Source organism: Bradyrhizobium sp. URHD0069, assembly GCF_000701345.1.
In the GTDB taxonomy this organism is placed as follows: Bacteria; Pseudomonadota; Alphaproteobacteria; order Rhizobiales; family Xanthobacteraceae; genus Bradyrhizobium.
In genome coordinates this window covers 77,921-102,798 of record NZ_JNIJ01000010.1, presented here as the reverse complement: position 1 = coordinate 102,798, position 24,878 = coordinate 77,921, and the positions used below count along the sequence as shown (strand labels likewise).

The window sequence follows — 24,878 nt, the reverse complement described above, 5'->3', positions numbered from 1 at the left end:
TAGCACCGGCATCGCTAACGGAGAGAGACCGAAATGGCTACGGCGCAAGTCAAGCATCACGACTACCACCTCGTCGATCCAAGCCCGTGGCCGATCGTCGGCTCCATCTCGGCTTTCATCATGGCGGTCGGCGCGATCGGCTGGATGCATCATATGTTTGCCGCCGCGCCGATCGTTTTCGGCGTCGGCACTATCGGCGTGCTCTATACCATGGCGAGCTGGTGGGCGGACGTGATCCGCGAGGCGCAGTACAAGGGCGATCACACCCGCGTAGTGCAGATCAGCCATCGCTACGGCATGATCCTGTTCATCGCGTCCGAAGTGATGTTTTTCGTCGCCTGGTTCTGGGCCTTCTTCAACGCAGCGCTATTTCCCGGCGATCCGGTTCACGCCACCCGTGAAGCGCTGTTCGGCGGCGTCTGGCCGCCCAAGGGCATCGAGACTTTCGATCCCTGGCATCTGCCGCTGTTGAATACGCTAATACTGCTGACCTCGGGCACCACGGTGACCTGGGCGCACCATGCGTTGCTGGAGAATGATCGAAAGGGCCTGAAATACGGCTTGATCCTGACGGTCCTGCTCGGCGCGGCCTTTACCTGTGTGCAGGCCTATGAATACGCCCATGCCGCGTTCAGCTTCGCCGGCAATGTCTACGGCGCGACCTTCTTCATGGCGACCGGCTTCCACGGCTTCCATGTGCTGGTCGGCACCATCTTCCTGATCGTCTGTCTGGCGCGCGCCTATGCCGGGCATTTCAGCCCGAAGCAGCATCTCGGCTTCGAATTCGCCGCGTGGTACTGGCATTTCGTCGACGTGGTGTGGCTGTTCCTGTTCATCTGCATCTATGTCTGGGGCCACGGCGCCGAAACCATGGCCCACGGCGCACATTGATTGCCATCCACTGTGTTACAAAGGGGCGGCCGCAGGGCCGCCCTTTTTGCTTCGCGAAACGCAGAAGATCAACGCATGCAGGACCAGACTTTGCCCACGCTGACCGAGAGCGCGATACGTGGCATCGCCTGCAAATGTCCGCGCTGCGGCAGCGGCAAGCTCTACGCCGGGTTCCTGACGCTGCGGCCGACCTGTGAGGCCTGCGGGCTCGACTATGCCTTCATCGACAGCGGCGACGGGCCTGCAATTTTCATCATCATGCTTGCCGGCGCCATCGTGGTCGGCTGCGCGCTGATCGTGGAGGTGAAATACCAGCCGCCGTTCTGGCTGCATGCAGTGCTGTGGCTGCCGCTGATTCTCGCGACCACGCTGTTGCCGCTGCGCGCCATGAAGGCGCTTCTGATCGCACTGCAATTCCATCACAAGGCCGCGGAAGCCAGGCCGATCGATCGCGAGCCGAAATGACCGGGATGATGGCACGCCGGCGCGGCGTCGCCGGCTTTGGCATTTTTACGCTTGTGATGGTGGCGGTGTTTGTCGGCCTCGGGCTGTGGCAGCTGCAGCGCCGGGTCGAGAAGCATGCCTTGATCGCGGCCCTGACCGAGCGCCTCGCGGCAGCACCCGGACCGTTGCCCTATCCCTCGCAGTGGAGCGGGCTCACGCCGGCCCGGGACGAATTCCGGCGCGTCAGTTTTGCAGCAACCTATCAGCCCGGTCCGGACGCTATGGTCTACAGTTCAGGTTCCGGCGTTCGCGAGGATGTTTCCGGTCCCGGCACATGGGCCTTCGTGCCGGCGCGCCTGCCGAGCGGAGAAACCGTCGTGATCAACACCGGCTTCGTGCAGAACACGATGCAGGATCGGGCGCAGCAGGATCGCGCCGTGGCGCGGCTCATCACCAATGAGCCGGTGACGTTGACCGGCTACATCCGTTTTCCCGAGGCGGCCGGGGCCCTGACGCCGTCGGAAAATCCCGCCAAGCGGCTGTGGTTCACGCGGGATCATCTTGCAATGGCGCGGGCGCTCGGCTGGGGAGAGGCCGGCAAGCTGGTCGCGGCGTTCTACATCGACCTGGAGCAGCCGGTGCCCGCGAGCGGCATTCCGAAACCGGGACCGCTTCAGGTCCATCTCAAGGACGATCACCTGCAATACGCCATCACCTGGTTCGGCCTGGCGGGCGCGGTCGTGTTCGCGTTCGGGGTCTGGATGAGAGGGCAGCGGCGGGCGTGACAACAACCGGTTTCCCCTTCGCCTGAAAACGCTTTATGGTGCCACGCGACCTTGCCATCGGCAACTTCGATTATCTATCAATATCAAAGGCTTGGCGGAATCCCGCGCCTTTGGAGGGCGGTTTGACGCGATACATTTCGACACGGGGGGAGGCCCCCACACTGGGCTTCTGCGACGTGATGCTGACCGGGCTCGGCCGAGACGGCGGCCTCTACGTGCCCGAAACCTGGCCGCAGCTTTCGGGCGAAACCATCGCCGGATTTTTCGGTCGACCGTATTGGGAAGTCGCGGTCGAGGTGATCCGCCCGTTTGTCGGCGATGAGATTTCCGACGTCGATCTCGGCCGCATGGCAAACGAGGCCTACGCTACGTTCCGCCATCCCGCCGTGGTTCCGCTCCGCCAGATCGGTCCCCATCAATTCGTACTGGAACTGTTTCACGGCCCGACCTTGGCGTTCAAGGACGTGGCGATGCAGCTGATCTCGCGGCTGATGGATCATGTGCTGGCGCAGCGTTCCCAGCGCACCACCATCGTGGTCGCAACCTCGGGCGATACCGGCGGGGCCGCGGTCGATGCGTTTGCCGGTCTCGACAATGTCGATCTGGTCGTGCTGTTTCCGCACGGTCGCATCTCCGACGTGCAGCGGCGCATGATGACGACGGCCGGCGCCGGCAATGTTCACGCGCTCGCCATCGAAGGCACCTTCGACGACTGCCAGGCGATCGTGAAAGGGCTGTTCAACCATCACAGCTTTCGCGATGCCGTCTCGCTGTCGGGCGTCAATTCGATCAACTGGGCGCGGATCGTCGCCCAGGTGGTGTATTATTTTACGTCCGCCGTCGCCCTCGGCGCACCGGCCCGGACCGTGGATTTCACCGTGCCGACCGGGAATTTCGGCGACATCTTCGCCGGCTTCGTCGCCAAGCGGATGGGTCTGCCGATCCGCTGGCTGCGGATTGCCGCCAACGTCAACGATATTCTGCCGCGCACACTCAAAACCGGCATCTACGAAGTGCGCGAAGTTCACGCCACCGCCTCGCCATCGATGGACATCCAGGTGTCGTCGAATTTCGAGCGGCTGTTGTTCGAGGCGAGCCGTCGCGACGCAGCCACCGTTCGCCGGCTGATGGCATCGCTAAAGCAGTCCGGCCGTTTCGTGCTGCCCGACGCAACGCTCGCCGCGATCCGCGAGGAATTCGACGCCGGACGTGCTGATGAGACCGAAACCTGCGCGGCGATCCGCGCCGCCTGGCGCGAGGCAGGCGATCTCGTCGATCCGCATACCGCGGTGGCGCTGGCGGTGGCCGATCGCGACACCTCGGATTCGAAGATTCCCAACATCGTGCTGTCGACCGCGCATGCCGCGAAATTTCCCGATGCGGTGGAGGCTGCCTGTGGCCTGCGCCCCGAATTGCCGGCCTGGCTCGAGGGTCTGATGACCAAGCCGGAGCACATCAAGGTCATGAAGAACGATCAGGTTGAAGTCGAGCGGTTCGTGCGGTCGGTCAGCCGCGCCGCGAAGCAAGGAGTTGCCGGATGAGCGTCGATGTCACCAAGCTTCCCTCCGGCCTCACCGTGATCACCGACGCCATGCCACATTTGGAAACAGCGGCGCTGGGGGTGTGGGCCGGCGTCGGCGGTCGCGACGAAAAGCCGGACGAGCATGGCATCTCGCATTTGCTCGAACACATGGCGTTCAAGGGAACCGCGCGGCGCACCTCGCGCGAAATCGTCGAGGAGATCGAGGCAGTAGGCGGCGATCTCAACGCCGGCACCTCAACCGAGACCACGGCGTATTATGCGCGGGTGATGAAGGCCGACGTGCCGCTGGCGCTTGACGTGCTCTCCGACATTCTCACCAATCCGTCGTTCGTGCCGGACGAACTGGAGCGCGAAAAGAGCGTCATCGTGCAGGAGATCGGCGCGGCGCAGGATACGCCCGACGACGTGGTGTTCGAGCATCTCAACGAGCTGTGTTACCCGGATCAGCCGATGGGCCGCTCATTGCTGGGGACGGCAAAGGCCCTGAAGGGCTTTAACCGCGACATGCTGCGCGGCTATCTCTCCACGCATTATCGCGGCCCGGACATGGTGGTGGCGGCGGCCGGCGCGATCGATCACAGGCGGATCGTCGAAGAGGTGACGCAGCGCTTTGCCAGCTTCGACGCGACGCCCGCGCCAAAGCCTCAAGCTGCGATGTTCGGCAAAGGCGGCTCCCGCGTGGTGCATCGCGAACTCGAGCAGGCGCATCTGACGCTGGCGCTGGAGGGGGTGCCGCAAACCGATCTGTCGCTGTTCTCCTTGCAGGTCTTCACCAATTTGCTCGGCGGCGGCATGTCGTCACGGCTATTCCAGGAGGTGCGCGAGAAGCGCGGGCTCTGCTACTCGATCTACACCTTCCACGCGCCCTACACCGACACCGGGTTTTTCGGGCTCTACACCGGTACCGACCCGGGCGATGCGCCGGAAATGATGGAAGTCATCGTCGATGTCATCAATGATGCGGTCGAGACCTTGACCGAAGCCGAGGTCGCGCGCGCCAAGGCGCAGATGAAGGCGGGACTGTTGATGGCGCTGGAAAGTTGCACCTCACGCGCCGAACAGCTGGCGCGTCACGTGCTGGCCTATGGACGCCCGCTGAGCGTGGAAGAGCTGGTCGCGAGGATCGACGCCGTCAGCGTCGACTCGACGCGCAACGCCGCGCGGGAGCTCTTGTCGCGCAGTCGGCCGGCGGTCGTCGCCCTTGGCAGTGGAAGGGGTCTGGACACGGCGGTGGCTTTTGCGGAAGGATTGACTAAGTCAAAAGTCAAGGCGCGCCTTCATTAGAGGCCTGGCGCGAGGCTCGGGATCGGGGAGTACCACATATGGCCCTGTTTCGTTTGCCATCCAGCGGACCGGCCGCGCTTGCTCCGCGCGGCCAGGGGCTTTTGCTGCGCGCCCCGCAGATGTCCGATTTTCTGCAATGGGCACATCTGCGCGAATCCAGCCGGGAATATTTGACTCCCTGGGAGCCGATCTGGCCGTCCGACGATCTTACCCGCGCCGGCTTCCGGCGGCGGTTGCGCCGCTATGCCGAAGACATCGCCGCCGATAGATCCTATCCGTTCATCGTATTTCGCGAATCAGATGGTGCGATGATCGGCGGCGTCACGCTGGCGAACGTCCGCCGTGGCATCGTGCAGGCCGGTACCATCGGCTACTGGGTCGGGCAACCGCATGCGGATCGCGGCTACATGACAGCGGCGTTGCGCGTGCTGCTGCCGTCGCTGTTCGGCGAACTTAATCTTCACCGCGTCGAGGCCGCCTGCATCCCCTCGAATGCACCGTCGATTCGGGTGCTGGAGAAATGCGGCTTCAGCCGCGAGGGCTTGGCGCGGCGCTACCTCTGCATCAATGGCGTCTGGCAGGACCACCTGCTGTTCGGCCTGCTGCATGAGGATTTTCGCGGCTAATCCTCGGTTTCGAGATTGTGACATGCGTCTTGGGTTCGCCGCCAATGCCCTGCTATAACGCGGCTAAAGGGACGATGGTCATATGATGCAGGATGCCGGGAACATCGATGGGTGACGAACGTGGGATCATAAGGACTGCTCGGTCAGGCAGGGGTCGTGGAATCGCGATACTGGCTGCGGTTTCATTCGTCATAGGCTGCAGCATGTTTGCCTCGCCGGCGGCCTCGCAGTCGCTAGGCGATCGCTTCAGGAGTCTGTTCGGCGGAAAGCCGGAGGAACCTGCCCAGGGCGTTCCACCGCCGGCCGCCGAGGGGGAGAGCGACCTGACCTGCCCCCCGGTCAGCATTCGCGCCGGGGCGTCCACCTATGCCGTGGCAGCACCGGGCAAGCAGCCGATCGGCAACGACCTGCGTTATCAGGCGACGATCACCCGCACCGCGCGCGAATGCACGAAAACCGGCGACCAGATCACCGCGCGGATCGGCATTCAGGGCCGCATCATCGCCGGCCCGGCCGGTGCTCCCTCGAGCGTCGAGATTCCGCTTCGCGTCGCCGTGGTGCAGGGCGGCGTGCAGGAGAAAACGATCGCGACCAAAGCCTACCAGACGACCGTATCGATGTCGGAGGACGGCAGTGAACCGTTTACCTTGGTCGCCGAGGATATGGTGTATCCGGTGCCGCCCGGCGCGACCGGCGACTCCTACATCTTCTATATCGGCTTCGATCCGCAGGCGCTGAAGCCGGAGCCGAAGGCCGCGAGAAAGAAGAAGTAGCGATGCCGATCCTTTACCCTCCCCTGGAGAGGGGAGGGTACGGAAGCAAAAAAGCCGGCGCGATCATCTCGCGCCGGCTTTGGTTTACGATTGAAATTCGTCAGTTCAGCTTTTCGCGAACTTCCGCAATGCCCTTGGCCAGGAGATCGTCGGCGATCTGGCCCTTCACCGAATGCGACAGGATGCTGGAGGCCGCACTCACCGCAGCATTGGCGGCTGCCGCACGGACGTCGGCCAGCGCCTGGGCTTCGGCCAGCGCGATCTTGCTCTCGGCGGTCTTGGTACGCCGTACGACAAAATCTTCCATCTTGGCCTTGGCTTCGGACGCGATCCGCTCGGCGTCGGCCTTGGCTGAGGCGATGATATCCTCGGCCTCGCGCTCGGCGCTGGCGTGACGGGCCTTGTATTCCTCGAGCAACTTGGCCGCCTCGTCCTTGAGGCGGCGCGCGTCGTCGAGCTCGGCCTTGATGCGCTCGCTGCGATGGTCGAGCGTCGTCAGCACCGTGCGATGGACGCCGAAATAGGCGAATACCGCCATAAGGATAAAAAAGGCGACGGCGACCCAGAATTCCGGTTCGGCGAACATCAACTTATCCCTTCAAGGACGCGTCAACGGCGCGGTCCACGGACTTGCCGTCGGGCAGCACGCCGGTGAGCCGCTGCACGATCGCGGCGGCCGCTTCCGCGGCAATGCCGCGGACGTTGCGCATCGCCGCCTCGCGCGTCGATGCAATGCTTTTCTCGGCCCCGGCGAGTTTGATCGACAGCTGCTCTTCCAGCCTCTTGCGTTCGGCCTCGGACGCCGCGTTCAACTTCTCGCGGGTCTCGTTGCTGATCGCCTGTGCGCGGGCGCGCGCCGCAGCCAAGTCGTTTTCATAGGCCTTCAGCGCACTGTCGGACTCGTCCTTCAGCTTCTGTGCGTCGGCCAGATCGCCCTCGATCGCGTTCTGACGCTCGTCGAGCAGGCTGCCGACGCGCGGCAGCGCAATTCGCGAGACGATCAGATAAAGCGCGACGAATGCGATCAGCAGCGACACCAATTGCGAAGCAAAGGTGTCCTTCTGAAACGGCGGAAACGCGCGTCCATGGGCATCGGCTTCGGTGTGGGCGGTTGTGCCCTTGGCGGCGCCATGACTTTCAGCCACAGGCTTCTCCCATTCGGCGTTAAGTCTCTTAGAGCGCGAACAAGAGCAGCAGCGCGATCAGCAGCGAGAAGATGCCGAGCGCTTCGGTCACGGCGAAGCCGAAAATCAGATTGCCGAACTGGCCCTGCGCGGCGGACGGATTGCGCACCGCTGCGGCGAGATAATTGCCGAAGATGATGCCCACGCCTGCGCCGGCGCCACCCATGCCAATGCAGGCAATACCAGCGCCAATGTACTTCGCGGCAATCGGATCCATGAAACGAACTCCTTCTTGAGGTTTGCTAGAGAGGCAGGTTTTCTTGAGAGGCCAAGTCAGTGGCCCGGATGGATAGCATCGTTGATGTAGATGCAGGTGAGGATCGTGAAGACGTAGGCTTGCAGGAACGCGACCAAAAGCTCAAGCGCGGTCAACGCAACCGTCAGTCCCAGCGGCAATATGGCGCCGACCCAGCCGACAAAGCCCATCGCCCCCAACATGGTGACGAAGCTTGCGAACACTTTCAGTGTGATGTGGCCGGCCAGCATGTTGGCGAACAGACGCACGCTGTGCGATATCGGGCGCGACAGGAACGAGATCACCTCGATCAACACCACCAGCGGCAGAATCACGATCGGAATGCCCGAGGGCACGAACAGCTTGAAGAATTTCAGGCCGTTCTTGTAAAAGCCGTAAACCAGCACGGTGAAGAACACCAAGAGCGCCAGCGACGCCGTGACAATGATGTGGCTCGAAACCGTAAACGTGTAGGGAATGATCCCGATCATGTTCGAGACCATGATGAACATGAACAGCGAGAACACCAGCGGGAAGAACTTCATGCCTTCCGAGCCGGCGCTGCTTCTGATGGTGTTGGCCACGAATTCGTAGCTCAGTTCGGCCATCGACTGGAAGCGTCCGGGCACCAGCTGCCGTCGGGCAACGCCGCCGATCATCAGCAGCGAAATCAGCGCCACCGAGAGGAACATGTAGGCCGATGAATTGGTGAAGGCGATCTCTTGATTGCCGATGTGGCCAATCGTGAAGATCTTCTCGATGTTGAACTGGTGGATCGGATCGATCATCCGCGCGGCATCTCTTGGTCAGCCGGCCACGCCGGCGCACTGCATTCAATTCGTCCGGCGTTCCTTAACGGCCGGTTCTGTCCGGAGCCACCCCCGCCGATCTCATCACGTTGATCACGCCGGCGGCAAAGCCGAGCAGAAAAAACACGATGAGCCCGAAGGGCGATGTCGACAGCAAGCGGTCGAAACCCCAGCCAATCACCGCTCCGACAACAACGCCGGCGACCAACTCCGAGGAAAGCCGGAAACCACGCGCCATCGCCGAGGCTCTGGCAGCGCCGTTTCCACTTTCAGATCCGGGTTGGTCAGTCCTGGTTTTGCGGCTGTCCCGAATTTCGGACAAGCGGTGATCCAGAGTTCCGAGCCTTGCGGAAAGCGCAGCTTCGTCGGACGACGATTTGTCGTGACTTCCACTTCCGCCGTTGTCCGTGCCTTGCGCCATGCTGCGGAGACCCGAAACGATGCTGCGGTTGATGGAAATTACGCCCCGTCACCCTCAAAAGCCGCGCGGACCATACTGACCGCATCTAACCAAGTCAAGATTGCGTCATAACCATTTAAGCTTTTGATTTGACGCAGCTTATTCCAATTGCCGCGAGTCGGCCGCCGCACGATCACCGCACTGCAACAGCTCCGCGCATGATCGGCAGGATTTCATTGATCCTCGCGCTGATAGCGCTGCGCGTCGTCATGCCCATTTGGACGATGAGACCCGCGGCGGCGACGACGGGTCATGCCCTGCTGGACTGTCGCGCCGGTCACCGATGACGGCTTCTATTTTCCGGTCGTTTTGATGGGGAGACCGGCTATGCGACGGCAATTTTGGCGGGCCTCAGCAGAAGTGAGTTTCAGGATCGGGCGCCGCTGCCGCGCCTAGCTTTGCGATTTATCGACCTTCTGGCGCACGGCTTTCTTGCTTGCCGTGCTCTATCACCAGCTCGATCGGAACGACCGCCTGCTCCGGCGGATGGGGTTCGGGCGACGTGCTCTGATCGTCCGGTTCCAGTGAAATAATTCCGCGGGCTCAGCTAAAAACTTCTCGACGATCGTCTTGCATCGGTTTGACGGGTCTGTTGGGATGTCGGCGCGCATCAAATGGCCTAACCGTCATGCCGCGTCAAATCGATTACTATTTTTCGCTTCAATCCCCGTGGGCCTATCTCGGGCACAAATTGTTCCGGGAAGTCGCAAGCACCTACGATCTGGAAGTGAATCACAAGCCGGTGGTGCTGGTCGATCTGTTCTCGGAGACCGGAGGCCTGCCGCTGGTGAAGCGCCATCCGGTGCGGGAGCGCTATCGGATGATTGAGCTGCAGCGCTGGCGCGACAAGCGCGGCCTGAAATTTCACCTGCAGCCGGCGAATTCGCCGTTCAACCCGCGGCTCGCCGACGGCGTTGTGATCGCGGCGGTCGAGGCCCGCCGCGACCCCGATCCGTTTCTGCGGAAGGCCCATGCGGCGGTGTGGGAAGATCAGCTGAACCTGGCCGATCCCGCGACGCTGGTCAAAATCGCCGACGATGCGGGGCTTCCTGGCAAGCAGCTGGTCGAGCGCTCGGGATCCGACGAAATCAGCGCGGCCTACGAGCAAAACCGCCAGGATGCGCTGGCGGCCGACGTGTTCGGATCGCCGGCCTATGTGCTCGACGGCGAGGTATTCTGGGGGCAGGATCGGATCGAATTGCTCGCGGATGCGTTGAAATCAGGTCGCGCGCCCTATCGTTCCCAAGTGTAGGATCGAGCACCAGGATACGGAAGACCTTATCGGTTTTGAGGCGGAGCAACTCCATGATGACAGCGACGTCGCCCTCGAAATTCTCCACAGCAATCGCGGCGGCTACAGTGTTTTTTTGCCTTGGCGGACCAGGCGCCGCCGCGGCGCAATCGATGCCGGATAGCGAGAACGGTCGCTATTCGCTGGCGCCGGTCGCCGACGCGGTGCTCAGGCTCGATACCCGTACCGGCGCGGTTTCGACTTGCACCAACACCGGCACGGGCTGGGCTTGCTATGCGGTGCCCGACGAAGGCGCGGCCCTCAACGCGGAAATCGGTCGGCTCCAGGCGGAAAACGAAAAGCTCAAAGCGGAGTTGGCGGCGCGCGAGCCGACCGTCACCGGCAAGATCGACGAACCGCTGCCGAAAACCGACTCATTAAAGAAAGCCGAGCCGAAGGTGGCCGAGAGCGAGCGTAAGATCGAAATTCCTTTGCCGAGCGACCGCGATATGGATCGCATGATGTCGTTCATCGAGCAAACATGGCGGCGGCTGGTCGAGATCGCCAACCGGGTGCAGAAGGACGTCACCGGCAAAATTTGAGATTTTCGGCTCAATTCAAGTCTCGTCGCGGCGAACGCGGGACCATACTCCGCGGCCTTGCGATTCTGGGCGATGGAAGTTGTGCCTTTCGCAATGACCAACGCCGGTGGTGATAGGTCCCGGCGTTCGCCGGGAGACACATCGAGAGATCATTTATGACCTCACTTAAATCATTCTCGCGCTCGGCGCGATCCACGGTCGACGCAAATACGATCTCGACATCGCTGCTGACAGTTCAAACGTCCGGACGCGGCTTTGTCGATCTCACTGCCGAGATCGCGAAATTCGTAAAGGACGCTGGCGCGCGAGAGGGCGCGGTGACGCTGTTCATTCGTCATACCTCGGCGTCGTTGACAATCCAGGAAAACGCCGATCCGTCGGTGCTCGAGGATTTGACGACGGCGCTCGACAAGTTGGCGCCCGAGGACGCCGGATGGAGCCACGACACCGAAGGCCCCGACGACATGCCGGCGCATGTCAAGACCATGCTGACGGCGGCCTCGCTGCACATCCCGGTTCTGAAAGGCGAACTCGCACTGGGAACGTGGCAGGCGGTCTACCTGATCGAGCATCGCGCCCGCCCGCACCGGCGTGAGATCGTGCTGCAGTTCATCGGCGGTACCGGCTAGAACATGATCCGGAGAAGTGGGTACCGGTTTTCCCTCGCGACAAACGCTAGGCGTTTGCGCGGAGATCATGCTCAGACAAAAACATAGAGCGGATGGCGGTTCGAAGAAAAGTCATCACGCTCTAAAGAAAAAACCGGCCGCGGAGCGATCCGCGGCCGGTGTGTTTGAGCCTTGTCCGAACGGTTGTTGCCGCCGGCGAGACTATTTAGTTGGTCTTGATATCGACGTCCTTGGTTTCCGGCAGGAAGAAGAAGCCGACGACCGCCGTGATCGATGCGAAGATGATCGGATACCAAAGACCTGCGTAGATATCGCCGGTCGAGGCCACGATCGCGAACGAGGTCGCGGGCAACAATCCGCCGAACCAGCCGTTGCCGATGTGATAGGGCAGCGACATCGAGGTGTAGCGGATCTTGGTCGGGAACAGTTCGACCAGCATTGCCGCGATCGGCCCGTACACCATGGTGACGAAGAGCACCAGGATGAATAGCAGTCCGATAATCGCCGCGACCTGCGGGCGGAAGATGTCGAACGGGTTCGACATCTTCACGATCTGGGCGTCGCCGGCCTTTGGATAGCCTGCGCCCTGCACCGCCGCCAGCACCTGCGGATTCGAAGCGGCCGCCGCGGTGTAAGGCACGTCCTTGCCGTTGACGACAACCTTCACGCCCGAACCGGCGGGGCCGTAGACGGTCGAATACTTGACCGACGACTGAGCCAGGAAGGCGCGGGCAGTGTCGCATGGCGCGGTGAACACCCGGGTGCCGACCGGGTTGAACAGATCGCCGCAGCCTGCGGGATCGGCAACAACCTCGACCTTCACGGTTTCGATCGCCTTTTCCAGCGTCGGGTTGGCGTTGGTGGTGATCATCTTGAAGATCGGGAAGAACGACAGCGCCGCGATCAGGCAACCTGCAAGAATGATCGGCTTGCGGCCGATCTTGTCCGACAACGCGCCGAACACGATGAAGAAGCCGGTGCCGAACAATAGCGACCATGCGATGAGAAGATTGGCGGTATAGCCGTCGACCTTCAGGATCGATTGCAGGAAGAACAGCGCGTAGAACTGGCCGGTGTACCAGACCACGCCCTGACCCATGGTGCCGCCGATCAGCGCCAGGATGACGATCTTTGCGTTGCTCCAGTTGGCGAAGGCTTCGGTCAGCGGGGCTTTTGAGCTCTTGCCCTCGTCCTTCATCTTCTGGAACACCGGCGATTCGTTGAGGCGCAGCCGGATCCAGACCGAGATTCCCAGCAGGAAGATCGATACCAGGAACGGAATACGCCATCCCCAGGCGGCGAAGTCGGCTTCGCCGAGCGCCGTGCGGGTAAACAGGATCACCAGCAGCGACAGGAACAGCCCCAGGGTGGCGGTGGTCTGAATGAACGAGGTGTAGTAACCGCGCTTGCCCTGCGGCGAATGCTCGGCCACGTAAGTGGCGGCTCCGCCATACTCGCCACCCAGCGCCAGACCCTGCGCCAGACGCAGCACGATCAGGATGACCGGCGCCGCAAAGCCTATCGTTGCTGCGTTGGGCAGCAGGCCGACGATGAAGGTCGACAGACCCATGATCACAATGGTGACGAGGAAGGTGTATTTGCGTCCGACGATGTCGCCGATGCGCCCGAACACAATGGCGCCGAACGGGCGCACCAGGAAGCCGGCGGCGAAGGCGAGCAGCGCGAAGATGTCGCGGGTTGCCGGCGGATAGGCCGAGAAGAATTGTGCGCCGATAATGCCGGCGAGCGATCCGTAGAGATAGAAGTCATACCATTCGAAAACGGTGCCGAGCGATGAGGCGGTAATGACGAAACGTTCGTCCTTCGTCATCCCCGTACTTCTAACTTCCGTTACAGCCATTGTTGCCATTTTTGGATCGCTCCCTTTCTTTTTGCTCACAAATATGTGTGTTGCGTCAGATTGACGCTTATTTATTCGAAGGTTCCTACATGTTCGCCAAACTTGGCCCAATAGTACTTTCGGCTGGCGTTGAGCCTCTGCGCACAGGACGTCGGACTCTGCTGCTGCGCTTGCATGATTCCACCTGCGCAATCAGTGGGCAGTGCTGATTTTCGGAACGCAGAGGGCCTTGGCATTGCAGGCCGTTCTCAACGCTTCGAGCCGCCCTGCATTTAGCCACCAAACAAACAATCAGCAGACCTGAGCGCACCCGGAGCCTCGCCGGTCGGCGCAGTCTCGAACTAAAGTCCAATAACAGAGAAAAAAAGCGCAATACTCCACAACACGATGGAGATCACCGCGGTCCAGCGTGCGAACAGCAAATAGGTCTCGCACATGATCGCCGAAATCACCATTTGCGCGGAGGATTGCGGCGGACGGCTTTCCTTCGGGAGATAGAGCCACATCTCGGTCCGGCGGTGATCTTTGGTCCTTGCTTCATGCGCTTTCAGCACCAGAACGAGCGTCATCAATATGCTGAGAAAACCTCCAGCCTGAAAGGCAGAGCGCGGCAGAAAGGACAGTCCGATCATGATGCAGAAGATGGCCAGCGATGCGAATCCGCATGCGCGAAGCACTGTTTCATAGGCAATACGGCGCATCTCTTCCATGATCCGCCACTCCGTCAATGGAAGAAAATAGGTCGGATTCAAAAGCCAGCTACAGCGTAGCGGCAGCGCGGCCCGTCCTCAACACCGCGTATCGACGGTTACAGTCCGATCTTGAGAAAGTTACCGGCGGCGGGAAGCGCAAGAATGGCGGTTCCAGCAAGCCATATCCAGAGCGATACGTCGTTTGATTCCGAGGCGCCGGTGATGCGCTCGTAGACTGCCGCCGGAATCCCGCCGAGAATGATGGTAGCGGTCGAGACCATCAGCGATGCGAACATCAGCGTCAGAGATAGGCTGCCAAACAGCAGCGGGCCGGCGAGCAGTTGGACGTACAGCAGCGTGAAAATCAACGCGAACTGGTTGAAGATGCCGTTGATCATCCCAAAAAATGCAATTCCGATGAAATAGAAATTTCGGTTCATGATGCCGCTCCGCCGAACCGGGGGGCGAGATTTAACAACAACAACGTGTAGTGAAGCGCGACGCGCAGCCAGAACAGCCAGACGAAGCCGAACAGCCAAAGCACCACCGGAGCGGCCGCCTTCGGCGTCACAACTGTGACAATCGCGATGACGGGATCGGTGATCCGGCAAAAAAATCGCCATATGTAATTTGGAGAGTCTGCATCCACCATTAGACCGAGCAGTGCGCGGCCAAGCAATGTGTACATCAACGCGGCGAGAATAAAATTAGGGAGATGGAAGTACCAATATGCGGCGAGCGAGCTTGCGGTATCCAAGGACGTTTCTCCTGGCAGCCTGACAGCATCGGGATGAGACAATAGCCGATCATTTCAACCCGCCGCGCTCGGCCAACAATGGCAAGAGCAGGATGTCCGGGCAAGGCATATGGTGCGACAAACAAAGACGGGGCCTTGAAAGGCCCCGTCTGTCGACATTCAATCTTGAGCAGCCGTTAGGTAGTCTTCTCCTCGAGCACAGTCCTGCCTCGCGGCTTTCGGATGTCATCGACGTAGGCTTGCATTTCCTTCGACGGCTCCTTGCCGAGCAGACTGACGACGTAGATGACCGCGAAGCCGAGTGGCGTTCCCAGCAAACCGCAGGCGATGTTGTTGAGGTCGAACCAGCCGACCTTGTTGGCCATCGGGTGGGCCAGTGTCGGGAAGCTCTCCATGGCATTGGGCAGTGCCATGGCTTTCGCGATGTCGACCAGTGGTGCCCCCGTCAACGGGTTGATCAGCGATGTCATGCCGAAATACTTCACGCCGGCGCCTGGGAAGTACCGCGTTGTCACGAGATAGAACAGGCACAGCCCGAAACCGGCAATGATGCCGCAGACGGCACCCGTTGCCGTCGTGCGCTTCCACCAGACGCCCATCACGAGCGCCGGGAAGTTGCCGGCCATTGCAAGCGAGAACGCCCAGCCGACCATGGCCAGGATATCGCCGGGTTTGGTTGCAGCCGTCGCGGCCGCGACCACAGCGACCATCAGCAGCAGTACGCGGGCGATGACCAGCCGGCGCGCGGTCGGCGCGCCGGGGTCGATCATCTTGTAGTAAACGTCGTGCGACAGTGCATTGGCGATGGCGAGCAGCAACCCGTCCGCGGTGGAGAGGGCAGCGGCGAGACCGCCGGCGGCGACAAGGCCTGAGATCACATACGGAAGTCCCGCGATCTCGGGCGTGGAGAGCACGATCACGTCGGTGTTGATCACGAAGTCCTGCAGTCTGACGACCCCCGGGTGACCGGCAATCGCTTTGCAGGCCGCAACGATTGCGTCGATATTGGCCGCGTTCTTGCCGCAGATCTGGATCAGCCCCAGTTCACCCCAGTTGAACAGCCAGGGACGAATGGCGGTCAGGTCCCGTCCGATGATGTTGGTGTAAACTTCCAGCTTCGAGAACGCCGCGTAGGCCGGTGCGGAGAAGTACAGCAGGAAGATGAACAACAGCGACCACGCCACAGACTGCCGTGCCTCACGCACTGAAGGGGTGGTGAAATAACGCATCAGGATGTGCGGCAACGAAGCCGTGCCGACCATCATGCACAGGATGATTGCGAAGAAGTTGAGCGGGCTATAGCTGAGGAACGGCTGGATATGAGGTTTCAGCGCTGCGACCGATGCCAGACCGGCCGCCAGCATTTGCTGCTCTCGCGCAGTAATGTCCGCGATCGCCTGTCCGTAAGTGAGCTCCGGAATCGGAAATCCGTACTTCTTGGTGGACAGGATGACGATTGGCGTCAGATAGGCGATGATCAGCACGATGTACTGGGCCACCTGGGTCCAGGTCACCGCCCGCATGCCGCCCAGCATCGAGCAAACCAGAATGCCGACAAGCCCGGCGAAAACTGCCAGTTCGAAGGGCATTCCGAGGAAGCGCGAGGCGATAAGGCCGGTGCCGTAGATTTGCGCTGTCACATAGGTGAAGGAGCAGGCAACCAGCACGAGCACGCCGAGCCCGCGGGCGAAATTGCCGCCGTACCGGAATGCCAGGAAGTCAGGCACCGTGTAGGCGCCGAACTTGCGCAAATAAGGTCCGATTAGAATCGAAACCAGCACAAAGCCGCCGGTCCATCCGAGCACCCATGCGAGGCCATCGTAGCCTAGCAGGAACAGGGTGCCGGCCATACCGACGAAGGAGGCCGCCGACATCCAGTCGGCGCCAGTGGCCATGCCGTTGTAGAGCGCCGGGACGCTGCGGCCAGCGACGTAATATTCGGAGACCTGCGCCGTTCGCGAGAGAACGCCGATGATGGCGTAGACTGCGAGGGTGAAGAACACGAACAGGTAGCCGAGGACCTTGTTCGGGACCCCGACCTGTTCGAGCACCGCGAGCAAGACGACGAAGGCGAGAAAGCCACCGGTGTAGATGCCGTAGACCCGCCCAAGGTTGTTGAGAAAGTCGGAGCCGCCTGCAGATTTTGTAGCCATGGTCGATCCTCCCTCAATCTTCCTCGGCAAAGCCGAATTCGCGGTCAATCTTGTCCTGCTGTTTTGCGAACATGAACAGCATGACCACGAACACGATGAGCGATCCCTGCGCGGCCATATAGAAGCCGAGCGGAAAACCGAGGATCGGAATTGTGATCTTGTTGAGGGGCACCACGAACATGTGGATGATAAAGCCGAAGAAGAACCAGACCGCGAGATGCGTGAACATCAGACGCGAGGTCTTTGCCCAGTGGGCTTCTTCTTTCTCTTTCATACTTGTAGAATCTACCATGGGTTGCAATCCTCCCTCAAAGCGCCGGCTGCAAAAATGCAGCGGGATTGAATGATCGAGGGGAATGCAAACCCTCAGCGCGGCGCCCCCCCTGCCGCAGCTCCAACCGGTCTTGCGCCAGTTTGGAGACAACGAAGGCTAACATTACGATTGCTCACCGCTTTATTATACTTTCGGTGGGTAGAAAATGTTGCAACTGCTAACAGCGATGCTGCATTGGAAACGTTGAACTTTGCAGATGCTGAAATAGGCGGACGAGGTAAGCTGAGCCCGTCTGGCAGGATAATGGATGCGATGAAGCTGTTGGAAAAATTGTTTCGCCCCCGTCCGCCGATTCGCGATCGGGAGGCGCTTGCGGACTTCATCGACGCGCAATCGGCCTTCATCGTACAAAAGGGAATTTACGAATACTCGCGCGCGCGGGCAGGTCACTATGCTAAGGTTCTGTTTGCCGAGGAAGGATTTGCGCAATCCGTTGAGCACGCTCGCTGGCAGGCCTTTCCGCTGGGACTGTCGATGGTCGGCGAAATGATCGATGGGGTCGTGGCTTCTCAAGCCGGGATTCAGCGCCGGGAAATTCTCGACCAGCTGATCATGGTCGTTCTTTCGGTTTTCGACCGCTATCCGATTCCTCCGTCGATCGGAGAAGAAGCCTGGCTTGAAGCGCGGCGCGACCTTGCGCATCGGCTTGATCTGGTCGGAGGGCACGCGCCCAAGCGTGTAATGGACATTCCCGATCCTCTGGCGGAAACCTATTTTGGCATGATGCCGATCCACGAGAAATTGCGCGGCCGGGATTTCGCAACAACGCGCAATTATCTCCGTGTCAGCCTTTGCAACATCCACGACGAATTGCTTGCACGGATGGACGGGGAAGCGCTGGAACGGTCCCTGATCGCGGGCGCCCCAGCATAACTTTTGGATCGATCGCGTACGGGCACCGATGCCTGATGGGGGTGCGATGGACAGGACGAATGGCACCCGCTCCGATTTTGCGCCGCACCATTTCCGGAGCCGTTCTTAGCTGGATTAACTGCCTTGGCGGAATGCGGGAATGTTGCCTTGCAAGGCGCTTCCTGTCAGTGAACAATTAAATTGCTGTCTGACTCAGCAAATAGTTGCATGCTTTCTCGACCTCTCGTCGCCGCCCGGAACAAATGACTGCCGCCGCCAGTACCCATCTTGTTATTGCCGATGACCACCCGCTGTTCCGCGATGCGTTGCGACAGGCGGTTGCGAGCGTCGTGACTTCGGCGAAGATCGACGAAGCGGGATCGTTCGACGACCTGACCGCGCTGCTGGAGCAGGATCCCGATGTCGATCTGATCCTGCTCGATCTGACCATGCCGGGGATCAGCGGTTTCTCCGGCCTGATTTATCTCCGCGCGCAGTATCCGGCGATCCCTGTCGTGATCGTGTCCGCCAGCGACGATGCCGGCACGATCCGCCGATCGCTGGATTTCGGCGCTTCCGGATTCATTCCCAAGCGGTTCGGGGTCGAGACGTTGCGCGACGCGATCGTGAAGGTGATGGATGGCGACGTCTGGATACCGCCGGATACCGATCTGTCATCGGCGGCCGATCCGGACATGACGCGGCTCCGCGACCGGCTGGTGACGCTGACCCCGCAGCAGGTGAGGGTGCTCATGATGCTGTCGGAAGGGCTGCTCAACAAGCAGATCGCCTACGAGCTTGGCGTCTCGGAAGCGACGATCAAGGCGCATGTATCGGCGATCCTGCAAAAGCTCGGCGTCGAGAGCCGCACCCAGGCGGTGATCGCCGCGGCGAAGATCGCCGGCGGCCAGTGGCGGCAAGGCATACCATCGCCGCAATAGATCAGGCTCTGATTACTCCGCCGCTACCATTTGCTGGGTGCGCCATTGCCCCAGCAGCGCCCGCAACGATGCTGGTTTGACCGGCTTGTTCAGCACCGCGATGTTCTCCTCACGCGCCGCAGCCCGTACATGCGGGCTGCGATCCGCCGTGATCAGGATCGCCGGGATGCTTTCGCCGAACTGGCGGCGGATGTCTCTGATCGCGGCGACGCCGTTGCCGCGGTCGAGATGGTAATCGACCAGAAGACCTGTGACCGGCCCAGCCGCGGCCTCGATCGCCTCGATCGCCGAGTCGGGATCGGCCACCGCGATGACCTCGGCATCCCAAGCGGTAAGCAGCGTTTTCATGCCGTCCAGGATCGCCGGATCGTTTTCGATGCAAACGATGAGTGAGCCGCTCATCGGCGTCTTGGAAAGCGGCGTCGCGCTGGTGACCGCCGCGGTGTGATCGATCGCTTTCGCGATGGGGACAGTTACCGAGAAAAACGAACCGCCGCTGACATTGGAGTCGAGTGCGATGCCGTGGTTGAGAACGCGCGCAAGGCGCTCGACGATCGATAGCCCGAGGCCAAGGCCCCGCGCAATCCGCGCGCCCTGCTCCAGGCGATGGAACTCCTTGAAAATCTCGCCGCGCTTGCGAACGGGGATGCCAACGCCGGTGTCGTAGACGCCGATCTGCAGCGATTGGCCGTGGCGCCGGCAACCGACCAGCACACGCCCGCGCGGCGTGTATTTGATGGCGTTGGAGATCAGGTTCTGCAGCAATCGCCGCAGCATCAGGCGATCGGATTCCACCGGCAGCGAACAGGGCACGAATGTCAGCTTCAGCCCCTTGGCGCGTGCGATCGGCGCAAATTCGATTTCCAGCGAACGCATCAGGTCGCCCATTTTGAAGTTTGAGATCGAGGGCGTCATGGCGCCTGCATCGAGCCGCGAAATATCCAAGAGAGCGCCGAGGATTTCTTCGATCGCCTCGAGGGAATCGTCGATGTTTTCGACCAGCCGGGAATCCTCGCCGCCGTTTTGCCGCTCAACCAGGCTCGTCACATAGAGCCGTGCCGCATTCAACGGCTGCAGGATGTCGTGGCTCGCGGCCGCCAGAAAACGCGTCTTCGAGACGTTGGCGTCCTCGGCAGTGCTCTTGGCAAGCGCGAGTTCCGAGTTCAGGCGGGTAAGCTCCTCGGTACGGTCGCGTACGCGTTTTTCCAGCGTGGCATTGGAGCGTTCCAGCGCTTCGGCAGCCTCAAACGAAGGCGTGACGTCGGTAAAGGTGATGACCAGACCGCCGCCGGGCATCCGGTTGGTGCGCACCTCGATCACCATGTGACGATCCGGAAGACGTTCCAGATAGGGCTCGCCTTCGGTGGTATAGGCGGCCAGGCGCCTTTCCATCAACGCCTCGCTGTCGCCGAAGCCCGGGGGGCTAATGTCTCCCATGTATTCAAGGATTTCCCGCAGCGGAATCCCGAGCTGGACGACGTGCAGCGGCAGGCCGAGAATCTCGCCGAACTGCCGGTTTGAACAGATCAGCTGCAAATCCTCGTCGAACACGGCGATGCCTTGCCGCACATGATTCAGCGCGGTCTGCAATACCTCACGGTTGAAATGCAGTGCGGCGTGGGCGTCGTCGAGCAGTTTGAGCGCGGCCTTGGCGGAGACGGTGCGCTTGCGCAGCAACAGCGACATCACGAGCCGCGAGGACGCCGCCCCGATCGATGAGGCGATCAGGTGCTCCGCATGCTGCAACAGCTCGAAATCGGCCGGCGCCGAAGGTTCGAGGCGGATGTGGTGGGTAGCCGCGAAGGCATCGAACGAATGACGGGCGCGATCGGGGCCCAGATACTGCGCGACCGTGCTCTGAATGTCCTGCACCGTCACCGTCGTGCGCCAGCGCCGGAACGTCGGCGTCATCGGCGCGAGCGCATGGGGCACAAACAGGTCCGCCTGCAACCGTTCGATCGAGGACGGCGCGCGCGCAAGCGACAGCGTGACGTAGGTCAAGAGGTTAAGCGAAAGCGACCAGAGAACGCCATGCAGCAGCGGCGGTAGATCGGCGCCGAACAGGGCTTGTGGACGCAACGCCTCGATGCCGAACGGGCCGTTCTGCAGCAAGAGCATGCCCACGGTATTGCCGTCGAGGAAGCTCGGAAGAAATAGCGTGTAGACCCAGACGGCGACACCGACCAGCATACCCCCGATGGCGCCTTGCGCGGTCGCGCGCCGCCAGAACAGACCGCCGAAAAACGCCGGTGCAAGCTGCGCGATGGCCGCGAAAGACAACAGGCCGATCGCCGCCAATTGGGCGTTGCCCAATGCGCGATAGTAGAAATAGGCCATCACCATGATGGCGAAAATCGCGAAACGGCGAACCCTGAGCAGGAAGTCGCCAAAGTCCTTCTGGCCGGTGCGCGATTCTCGACTGCGCTGCAGCACCAGCGGCAGGATGATATCGTTCGAGACCATGATCGAAAGCGCGACGCATTCCACGATCACCATGGCGGTCGCCGCCGACAAGCCTCCGATGAAGACGCCGACGCTGAGCAGCGCTGAATTTCCCTCCATGGGCAGCGCCAGCACATACATGTCGCTTTCGACCGCGCCGAACGGGAAGGTCACGAGGCCGGCGATCGCGATCGGAATCACGAACAGGTTTATCGCGACCAGATACAGCGGAAACAGCCAGCGCGCCCGGCCCACTTCGGCATCGCTGGAATTCTCGACCACGCTGACGTGAAACTGGCGCGGCAGCAGCATGATCGCGCAAAACGACAACAGCGTCATGGTGAGGAAATTGCCGAGCGAGGGCGTGTAGCTGATGGCCCGCACCGCTTCCGGCGTCTTCATCGCGCGCTCGATCAGCTCGGTCGGGCCGAACATCCAGAACGTGACGAACACGCCGGCGGCAATAAAGGCCACCAGTTTCACGATCGATTCGGTTGCGACCGCCAGCATCAGGCCATGCTGATGTTCCGTCGCGTCGGTCTGCCGGGTTCCGAACAGCACGGCGAATGCCGCCATCGCCAGCGTGACGATCAGCGCCATATCGCCGATGAGTGGAATTGAGGAGAATGCCTGGTCTTCGCTGAGGATGGTTCCGAGCGACGACGCCACGGCCTTGAGTTGCAGCGCGATGTAGGGGACCGAGCCGATGATCGCGATCACCGCAACCGTTCCGGCGACCGCCTGGCTTTTGCCGTAGCGCGCGGCGATGAAATCGGCGATCGAGGTGATGTTCTGCGATTTCGCCAGCTGGATCACGCGACGGAGCAGCGGAGTGCAGAGCCCGACCAGCAGGATGGGGCCGATGTAGATCGCGAGAAAATCAATGCTGGTGCGGGTAGCGAATCCGACCGAACCGAAGAACGTCCAGGACGTGCAATAGATCGCCAGAGACAGCGGATAGATCAGCCCGCTGGCGCGGCCGCGCTGCGTCGGCGAGAGGCGGTCGCCATAGCTCGCAACCAGAAACAGGAACCCGATGTAGCCGAAGGCGGCTGCGATCACGCCCCAGTCGTGCAGCATCGCTGCTTACTCCCTTACAATTTCGGTGGCGCCTTGACCGGCGCCGCCGTCAACGACAGCTGTCGCGGAGAGGGAGTATAGCGGGATTAGGCCGGCGAAGTATCGCAACTGACGGTCCGGGCCGAGGGATTCCGCCGCGGGACGCTGGGCTGGCCCTATTCGGCCGCCAGGGATTTCTCGTGAAGCGGCAGACCGAGCCGCTCCCAGACCTGCAACAGCGCCTCGGCAAGCTGATCGATCAAACTGTCGTCGTGATAGGGCGACGGCGTGATCCGCAGCCGCTCGGTACCTTTGGCTACCGTCGGATAGTTGATCGGTTGGATGTAGATGTTGTGCTCTTCCAGAAGGATATCGCAGGCCCGCTTGCAATGTTCGGGGTCGCCGACGAACAGCGGCACGATATGTGTGTCGCTCGACATCACCGGCAGCCCTGCGGCGGTCAGTATCGCCTTGACGCGGGCGGCGCGGTCCTGATGGCGCTCCCGCTCCCAGCTCGAGGTTTTGAGGTGCCGGATCGCGGCGGTCGCGGCAGAGCAGATCGCGGGCGGCAGCGCGGTCGTGAAGATAAAGCCGGGCGCATAGGAGCGCACCGCGTCGATAATATGGGAATTCGCGGCGATATAGCCGCCGAGGCAACCGAACGCCTTGGCGAGGGTGCCTTCGAGGATATCGATGCGGTGCATGACGCCGTCGCGCTCGGCGACGCCGCCGCCGCGCGGACCGTACATACCGACCGCATGAACCTCGTCGACATAGGTCATCGCACCGTACCGCTCGGCGAGATCGCAGATCTTCGCCAAGGGTGCGATATCGCCGTCCATCGAATAAAGGCTCTCGCAGGCGATCAGTTTCGGGCGGTCGGGGCCGGCGGCGCGCAGCAATTCTTCCAGATGCGCCATGTCGCTGTGGCGGAACACCTGGCGCTCGCAGCCGGACTGACGGATGCCTTCGATCATCGAATTGTGGTTCAGCGCATCCGACAGGATCAGGCAATTCGGAATAAGCTTCCCAATGGTCGCAATACCGGTCTGGTTCGAGACGTACCCGGACGTGAACAGCAGCGCCGCTTCCTTGCCGTGCAGATCGGCCAGTTCGCGCTCGAGCTGCACCAGGGGATGATGGGTGCCCGCGATGTTACGGGTGCCGCCGGCGCCGGTGCCCACTCTGGTGGCGGTCTCCACCATGGCGCCGACTACTTTGGGATGCTGCCCCATTCCGAGATAGTCGTTGGAGCACCAGATCACGACATTGCGCGGCCCCTTCGGAGAGTGCCACACCGCGTGCGGGAACCGGCCGGCGATCCGCTCGAGATCGGCGAATACCCGATAGCGCCGCTCATCATGCAGGCGGTTGAGGGCGGTGCTGAAGAACTTGCTGTAATCCATCGTACAACCTGGAACGAAAGCTGGGCCGGTGCGGCGCGACCTTTTTAGAGCGTTTCCAGGATTGATGTCGAGCCGAATCGGCCTTTGAGGTAGTCAAATGATCGGGGGGTCGGGTGGGATTCTGCGCGGCTAAAACTCGAACTCGATCAATACGCTAATTGCAATTCGTGTCGTCGGTATTTGGAACACGAATTTCAAAAACGCCCGGTTCCCGGTTAGGGCGAACCTCGCGCTCGCTGCAGGCGAGGCACCATCCCGATCCGCGAAGCCAGCAACGTTTCCCGGAAGCCGCGATTGCAATCGGCGAAATCCAGGTCGGGAAATAGTCGTAAGCGCGATTTGTCTCGCTATCGCCTTCCCGTCCGGCGTTCTTGGCCGCACCGAAATCTAAAATTCAGTTTAGCTAATGGTGCCGGCGGATTGCGGACCTACATCAGTTTTACGCATTCGGCGTTCTAGTAAAAGTGTGAGTGGAGTTTCCTCATGTCGAACACCTCCGTAAAAGTCGCTATCGCATTGTTCATGGTCTTGGCCACACCTGCCGCTTCGTTTGCGCGAGGCGGAGGCCCGGCCGCGACGGGGTTTGCGCGAGGCGGAGCCCCTGCCGCGACGGGACATGTCGGAGGGGGCCGAACAAGCGCTGCTGAACTTGGCGCGTTGAGCGGTATGTCGGTCGACCCAAGTGGGATCGGAAACGCTTCCAGGGTAGCTCCGATACCGCCGCCGCGCATAAGCGTCCCGGCGATTCCGCAGTTCAAGTGATTGCAGCGAGGACTCGCGACTGCAGCGCGGGCATCAAGCTTACTCAGCGAGTTTCGTAGCCACGGCACGCGGAGGCGACGTGGATATCGACGGCCACCAAAGCTCAAAGACATCGGGCAGAGC

Annotated in this window: 25 protein-coding genes; 12 read left to right on the top strand and 13 right to left on the bottom strand. The window is 61.3% G+C overall.

What is annotated here, in order from left to right; genetic code table 11:
- The first annotated feature begins 33 nt into the window (after positions 1-33).
- From N554_RS0104745 to N554_RS0104715, 7 genes are all read left to right on the top strand, one after another.
- A complete protein-coding gene (locus N554_RS0104745; RefSeq protein WP_029582428.1) occupies positions 34-891 on the top strand; it encodes a cytochrome c oxidase subunit 3 in 858 nt (285 codons plus the stop codon).
- 75 nt (positions 892-966) lie between these two features.
- Positions 967-1,356 (top strand): DUF983 domain-containing protein, encoded by a 390-nt coding sequence (locus tag N554_RS0104740; RefSeq protein WP_029582427.1) that lies wholly within the window; start codon positions 967-969, stop codon positions 1,354-1,356.
- Positions 1,353-2,120, top strand: a complete 768-nt coding sequence (locus N554_RS0104735; protein ID WP_029582426.1) for an SURF1 family protein — start codon at positions 1,353-1,355, stop codon at positions 2,118-2,120. The genes N554_RS0104740 and N554_RS0104735 overlap by 4 nt, the downstream gene beginning before the upstream one ends.
- Before the next feature lie 122 nt (positions 2,121-2,242).
- A complete protein-coding gene (thrC, locus tag N554_RS0104730) occupies positions 2,243-3,661 on the top strand; it encodes a threonine synthase (RefSeq protein ID WP_029582425.1) in 1,419 nt (472 codons plus the stop codon).
- Positions 3,658-4,947 (top strand): M16 family metallopeptidase, encoded by a 1,290-nt coding sequence (locus tag N554_RS0104725; RefSeq protein ID WP_029582424.1) that lies wholly within the window; start codon positions 3,658-3,660, stop codon positions 4,945-4,947. Before thrC ends, N554_RS0104725 begins: the two co-directional genes overlap by 4 nt.
- A gap of 38 nt (positions 4,948-4,985) precedes the next feature.
- On the top strand, positions 4,986-5,573 hold the full coding sequence (locus N554_RS0104720; RefSeq protein WP_029582423.1) for a GNAT family N-acetyltransferase: 588 nt from the start codon (positions 4,986-4,988) through the stop codon (positions 5,571-5,573).
- A 107-nt stretch (positions 5,574-5,680) separates the two neighbouring features.
- Complete coding sequence (locus N554_RS0104715) at positions 5,681-6,346, top strand: hypothetical protein (RefSeq protein WP_029582422.1); 666 nt, start codon at positions 5,681-5,683, stop codon at positions 6,344-6,346.
- Positions 6,347-6,446: 100 nt separating this feature from the next.
- Here N554_RS0104715 and N554_RS0104710 read toward each other — a convergent pair whose 3' ends face one another.
- From N554_RS0104710 to N554_RS0104690, 5 genes are all read right to left on the bottom strand, one after another.
- Positions 6,447-6,932, bottom strand: coding sequence for a F0F1 ATP synthase subunit B family protein (locus N554_RS0104710; RefSeq protein ID WP_029582421.1), 486 nt, complete (start codon positions 6,930-6,932; stop codon positions 6,447-6,449).
- A 4-nt stretch (positions 6,933-6,936) separates the two neighbouring features.
- Entirely contained in the window at positions 6,937-7,491 is a 555-nt protein-coding gene (locus N554_RS0104705; RefSeq protein WP_029582420.1) for a F0F1 ATP synthase subunit B family protein, read from the bottom strand.
- A gap of 28 nt (positions 7,492-7,519) precedes the next feature.
- A complete protein-coding gene (locus N554_RS0104700; RefSeq protein WP_009796340.1) occupies positions 7,520-7,747 on the bottom strand; it encodes a F0F1 ATP synthase subunit C in 228 nt (75 codons plus the stop codon).
- Positions 7,748-7,803: 56 nt separating this feature from the next.
- Positions 7,804-8,553: a F0F1 ATP synthase subunit A gene (locus N554_RS0104695; RefSeq protein ID WP_029582419.1), complete on the bottom strand. Its 750-nt coding sequence runs from the start codon at positions 8,551-8,553 to the stop codon at positions 7,804-7,806.
- 64 nt (positions 8,554-8,617) lie between these two features.
- Positions 8,618-8,995: an AtpZ/AtpI family protein gene (locus tag N554_RS0104690; protein WP_029582418.1), complete on the bottom strand. Its 378-nt coding sequence runs from the start codon at positions 8,993-8,995 to the stop codon at positions 8,618-8,620.
- A 667-nt stretch (positions 8,996-9,662) separates the two neighbouring features.
- Between N554_RS0104690 and N554_RS0104680 the strand changes: the two genes are divergently transcribed.
- From N554_RS0104680 to N554_RS0104670, 3 genes are all read left to right on the top strand, one after another.
- Complete coding sequence (locus tag N554_RS0104680; RefSeq protein WP_029582417.1) at positions 9,663-10,286, top strand: 2-hydroxychromene-2-carboxylate isomerase; 624 nt, start codon at positions 9,663-9,665, stop codon at positions 10,284-10,286.
- A gap of 53 nt (positions 10,287-10,339) precedes the next feature.
- A complete protein-coding gene (locus N554_RS0104675) occupies positions 10,340-10,867 on the top strand; it encodes a hypothetical protein (protein ID WP_029582416.1) in 528 nt (175 codons plus the stop codon).
- A gap of 155 nt (positions 10,868-11,022) precedes the next feature.
- Complete coding sequence (locus N554_RS0104670; protein WP_029582415.1) at positions 11,023-11,496, top strand: secondary thiamine-phosphate synthase enzyme YjbQ; 474 nt, start codon at positions 11,023-11,025, stop codon at positions 11,494-11,496.
- A gap of 205 nt (positions 11,497-11,701) precedes the next feature.
- Here N554_RS0104670 and N554_RS0104665 read toward each other — a convergent pair whose 3' ends face one another.
- From N554_RS0104665 to N554_RS0104640, 6 genes are all read right to left on the bottom strand, one after another.
- Positions 11,702-13,366 carry an MFS transporter gene (locus tag N554_RS0104665; RefSeq protein ID WP_029582414.1) on the bottom strand — a complete coding sequence of 555 codons (1,665 nt, stop codon included), beginning with the start codon at positions 13,364-13,366 and terminating at the stop codon, positions 11,702-11,704.
- Positions 13,367-13,698: 332 nt separating this feature from the next.
- Positions 13,699-14,067 carry a hypothetical protein gene (locus N554_RS35390; RefSeq protein WP_036052417.1) on the bottom strand — a complete coding sequence of 123 codons (369 nt, stop codon included), beginning with the start codon at positions 14,065-14,067 and terminating at the stop codon, positions 13,699-13,701.
- Positions 14,068-14,165: 98 nt separating this feature from the next.
- A complete protein-coding gene (locus tag N554_RS0104655; protein WP_029582413.1) occupies positions 14,166-14,489 on the bottom strand; it encodes a hypothetical protein in 324 nt (107 codons plus the stop codon).
- Positions 14,486-14,806, bottom strand: a complete 321-nt coding sequence (locus N554_RS0104650) for a hypothetical protein (RefSeq protein ID WP_029582412.1) — start codon at positions 14,804-14,806, stop codon at positions 14,486-14,488. Before N554_RS0104650 ends, N554_RS0104655 begins: the two co-directional genes overlap by 4 nt.
- A 176-nt stretch (positions 14,807-14,982) precedes the next feature.
- On the bottom strand, positions 14,983-16,959 hold the full coding sequence (locus N554_RS0104645) for a sodium:solute symporter family protein (protein WP_029582411.1): 1,977 nt from the start codon (positions 16,957-16,959) through the stop codon (positions 14,983-14,985).
- A 13-nt stretch (positions 16,960-16,972) separates the two neighbouring features.
- Entirely contained in the window at positions 16,973-17,251 is a 279-nt protein-coding gene (locus tag N554_RS0104640) for a DUF4212 domain-containing protein (RefSeq protein ID WP_245283520.1), read from the bottom strand.
- A gap of 150 nt (positions 17,252-17,401) precedes the next feature.
- Here N554_RS0104640 and N554_RS0104635 point away from each other — a divergent pair, with 150 nt between their 5' ends.
- Positions 17,402-18,166 carry a hypothetical protein gene (locus N554_RS0104635; RefSeq protein WP_156041776.1) on the top strand — a complete coding sequence of 255 codons (765 nt, stop codon included), beginning with the start codon at positions 17,402-17,404 and terminating at the stop codon, positions 18,164-18,166.
- Positions 18,167-18,408: 242 nt separating this feature from the next.
- The gene (locus N554_RS0104630) at positions 18,409-19,086 is read left to right on the top strand and encodes a response regulator (RefSeq protein WP_029582408.1); all 678 of its coding nucleotides are present in this window, start codon (positions 18,409-18,411) and stop codon (positions 19,084-19,086) included.
- A 12-nt stretch (positions 19,087-19,098) separates the two neighbouring features.
- On the opposite strand, the gene N554_RS0104625 is transcribed toward N554_RS0104630, so the two are convergent.
- A complete protein-coding gene (locus N554_RS0104625) occupies positions 19,099-22,608 on the bottom strand; it encodes a PAS domain-containing hybrid sensor histidine kinase/response regulator (RefSeq protein ID WP_029582407.1) in 3,510 nt (1,169 codons plus the stop codon).
- 155 nt (positions 22,609-22,763) lie between these two features.
- Positions 22,764-23,993: a 5-aminolevulinate synthase gene (hemA, locus tag N554_RS0104620; RefSeq protein ID WP_029582406.1), complete on the bottom strand. Its 1,230-nt coding sequence runs from the start codon at positions 23,991-23,993 to the stop codon at positions 22,764-22,766.
- Between the last annotated feature and the right edge of the window lie 885 nt (positions 23,994-24,878).

Excerpts from the sequence above, each read along its gene's own strand:
- N554_RS0104745 (WP_029582428.1), top strand. The coding sequence starts at position 34 with ATGGCTACGGCGCAAGTCAAGCATCACGACTACCACCTCGTCGATCCA.
- N554_RS0104740 (WP_029582427.1), top strand. The coding sequence starts at position 967 with ATGCAGGACCAGACTTTGCCCACGCTGACCGAGAGCGCGATACGTGGC.
- N554_RS0104735 (WP_029582426.1), top strand. The coding sequence starts at position 1,353 with ATGACCGGGATGATGGCACGCCGGCGCGGCGTCGCCGGCTTTGGCATT.
- N554_RS0104725 (WP_029582424.1), top strand. The coding sequence starts at position 3,658 with ATGAGCGTCGATGTCACCAAGCTTCCCTCCGGCCTCACCGTGATCACC.
- N554_RS0104720 (WP_029582423.1), top strand. The coding sequence starts at position 4,986 with ATGGCCCTGTTTCGTTTGCCATCCAGCGGACCGGCCGCGCTTGCTCCG.
- N554_RS0104715 (WP_029582422.1), top strand. The coding sequence starts at position 5,681 with ATGGGTGACGAACGTGGGATCATAAGGACTGCTCGGTCAGGCAGGGGT.
- N554_RS0104710 (WP_029582421.1), bottom strand. The coding sequence starts at position 6,932 with ATGTTCGCCGAACCGGAATTCTGGGTCGCCGTCGCCTTTTTTATCCTT.
- N554_RS0104700 (WP_009796340.1), bottom strand. The coding sequence starts at position 7,747 with ATGGATCCGATTGCCGCGAAGTACATTGGCGCTGGTATTGCCTGCATT.
- N554_RS0104695 (WP_029582419.1), bottom strand. The coding sequence starts at position 8,553 with ATGATCGATCCGATCCACCAGTTCAACATCGAGAAGATCTTCACGATT.
- N554_RS0104690 (WP_029582418.1), bottom strand. The coding sequence starts at position 8,995 with ATGGCGCAAGGCACGGACAACGGCGGAAGTGGAAGTCACGACAAATCG.
- N554_RS0104680 (WP_029582417.1), top strand. The coding sequence starts at position 9,663 with ATGCCGCGTCAAATCGATTACTATTTTTCGCTTCAATCCCCGTGGGCC.
- N554_RS0104675 (WP_029582416.1), top strand. The coding sequence starts at position 10,340 with ATGATGACAGCGACGTCGCCCTCGAAATTCTCCACAGCAATCGCGGCG.
- N554_RS0104670 (WP_029582415.1), top strand. The coding sequence starts at position 11,023 with ATGACCTCACTTAAATCATTCTCGCGCTCGGCGCGATCCACGGTCGAC.
- N554_RS0104665 (WP_029582414.1), bottom strand. The coding sequence starts at position 13,366 with ATGGCAACAATGGCTGTAACGGAAGTTAGAAGTACGGGGATGACGAAG.
- N554_RS35390 (WP_036052417.1), bottom strand. The coding sequence starts at position 14,067 with ATGGAAGAGATGCGCCGTATTGCCTATGAAACAGTGCTTCGCGCATGC.
- N554_RS0104655 (WP_029582413.1), bottom strand. The coding sequence starts at position 14,489 with ATGAACCGAAATTTCTATTTCATCGGAATTGCATTTTTTGGGATGATC.
- N554_RS0104645 (WP_029582411.1), bottom strand. The coding sequence starts at position 16,959 with ATGGCTACAAAATCTGCAGGCGGCTCCGACTTTCTCAACAACCTTGGG.
- N554_RS0104640 (WP_245283520.1), bottom strand. The coding sequence starts at position 17,251 with ATGGTAGATTCTACAAGTATGAAAGAGAAAGAAGAAGCCCACTGGGCA.
- N554_RS0104630 (WP_029582408.1), top strand. The coding sequence starts at position 18,409 with ATGACTGCCGCCGCCAGTACCCATCTTGTTATTGCCGATGACCACCCG.
- N554_RS0104625 (WP_029582407.1), bottom strand. The coding sequence starts at position 22,608 with ATGCTGCACGACTGGGGCGTGATCGCAGCCGCCTTCGGCTACATCGGG.
- hemA (WP_029582406.1), bottom strand. The coding sequence starts at position 23,993 with ATGGATTACAGCAAGTTCTTCAGCACCGCCCTCAACCGCCTGCATGAT.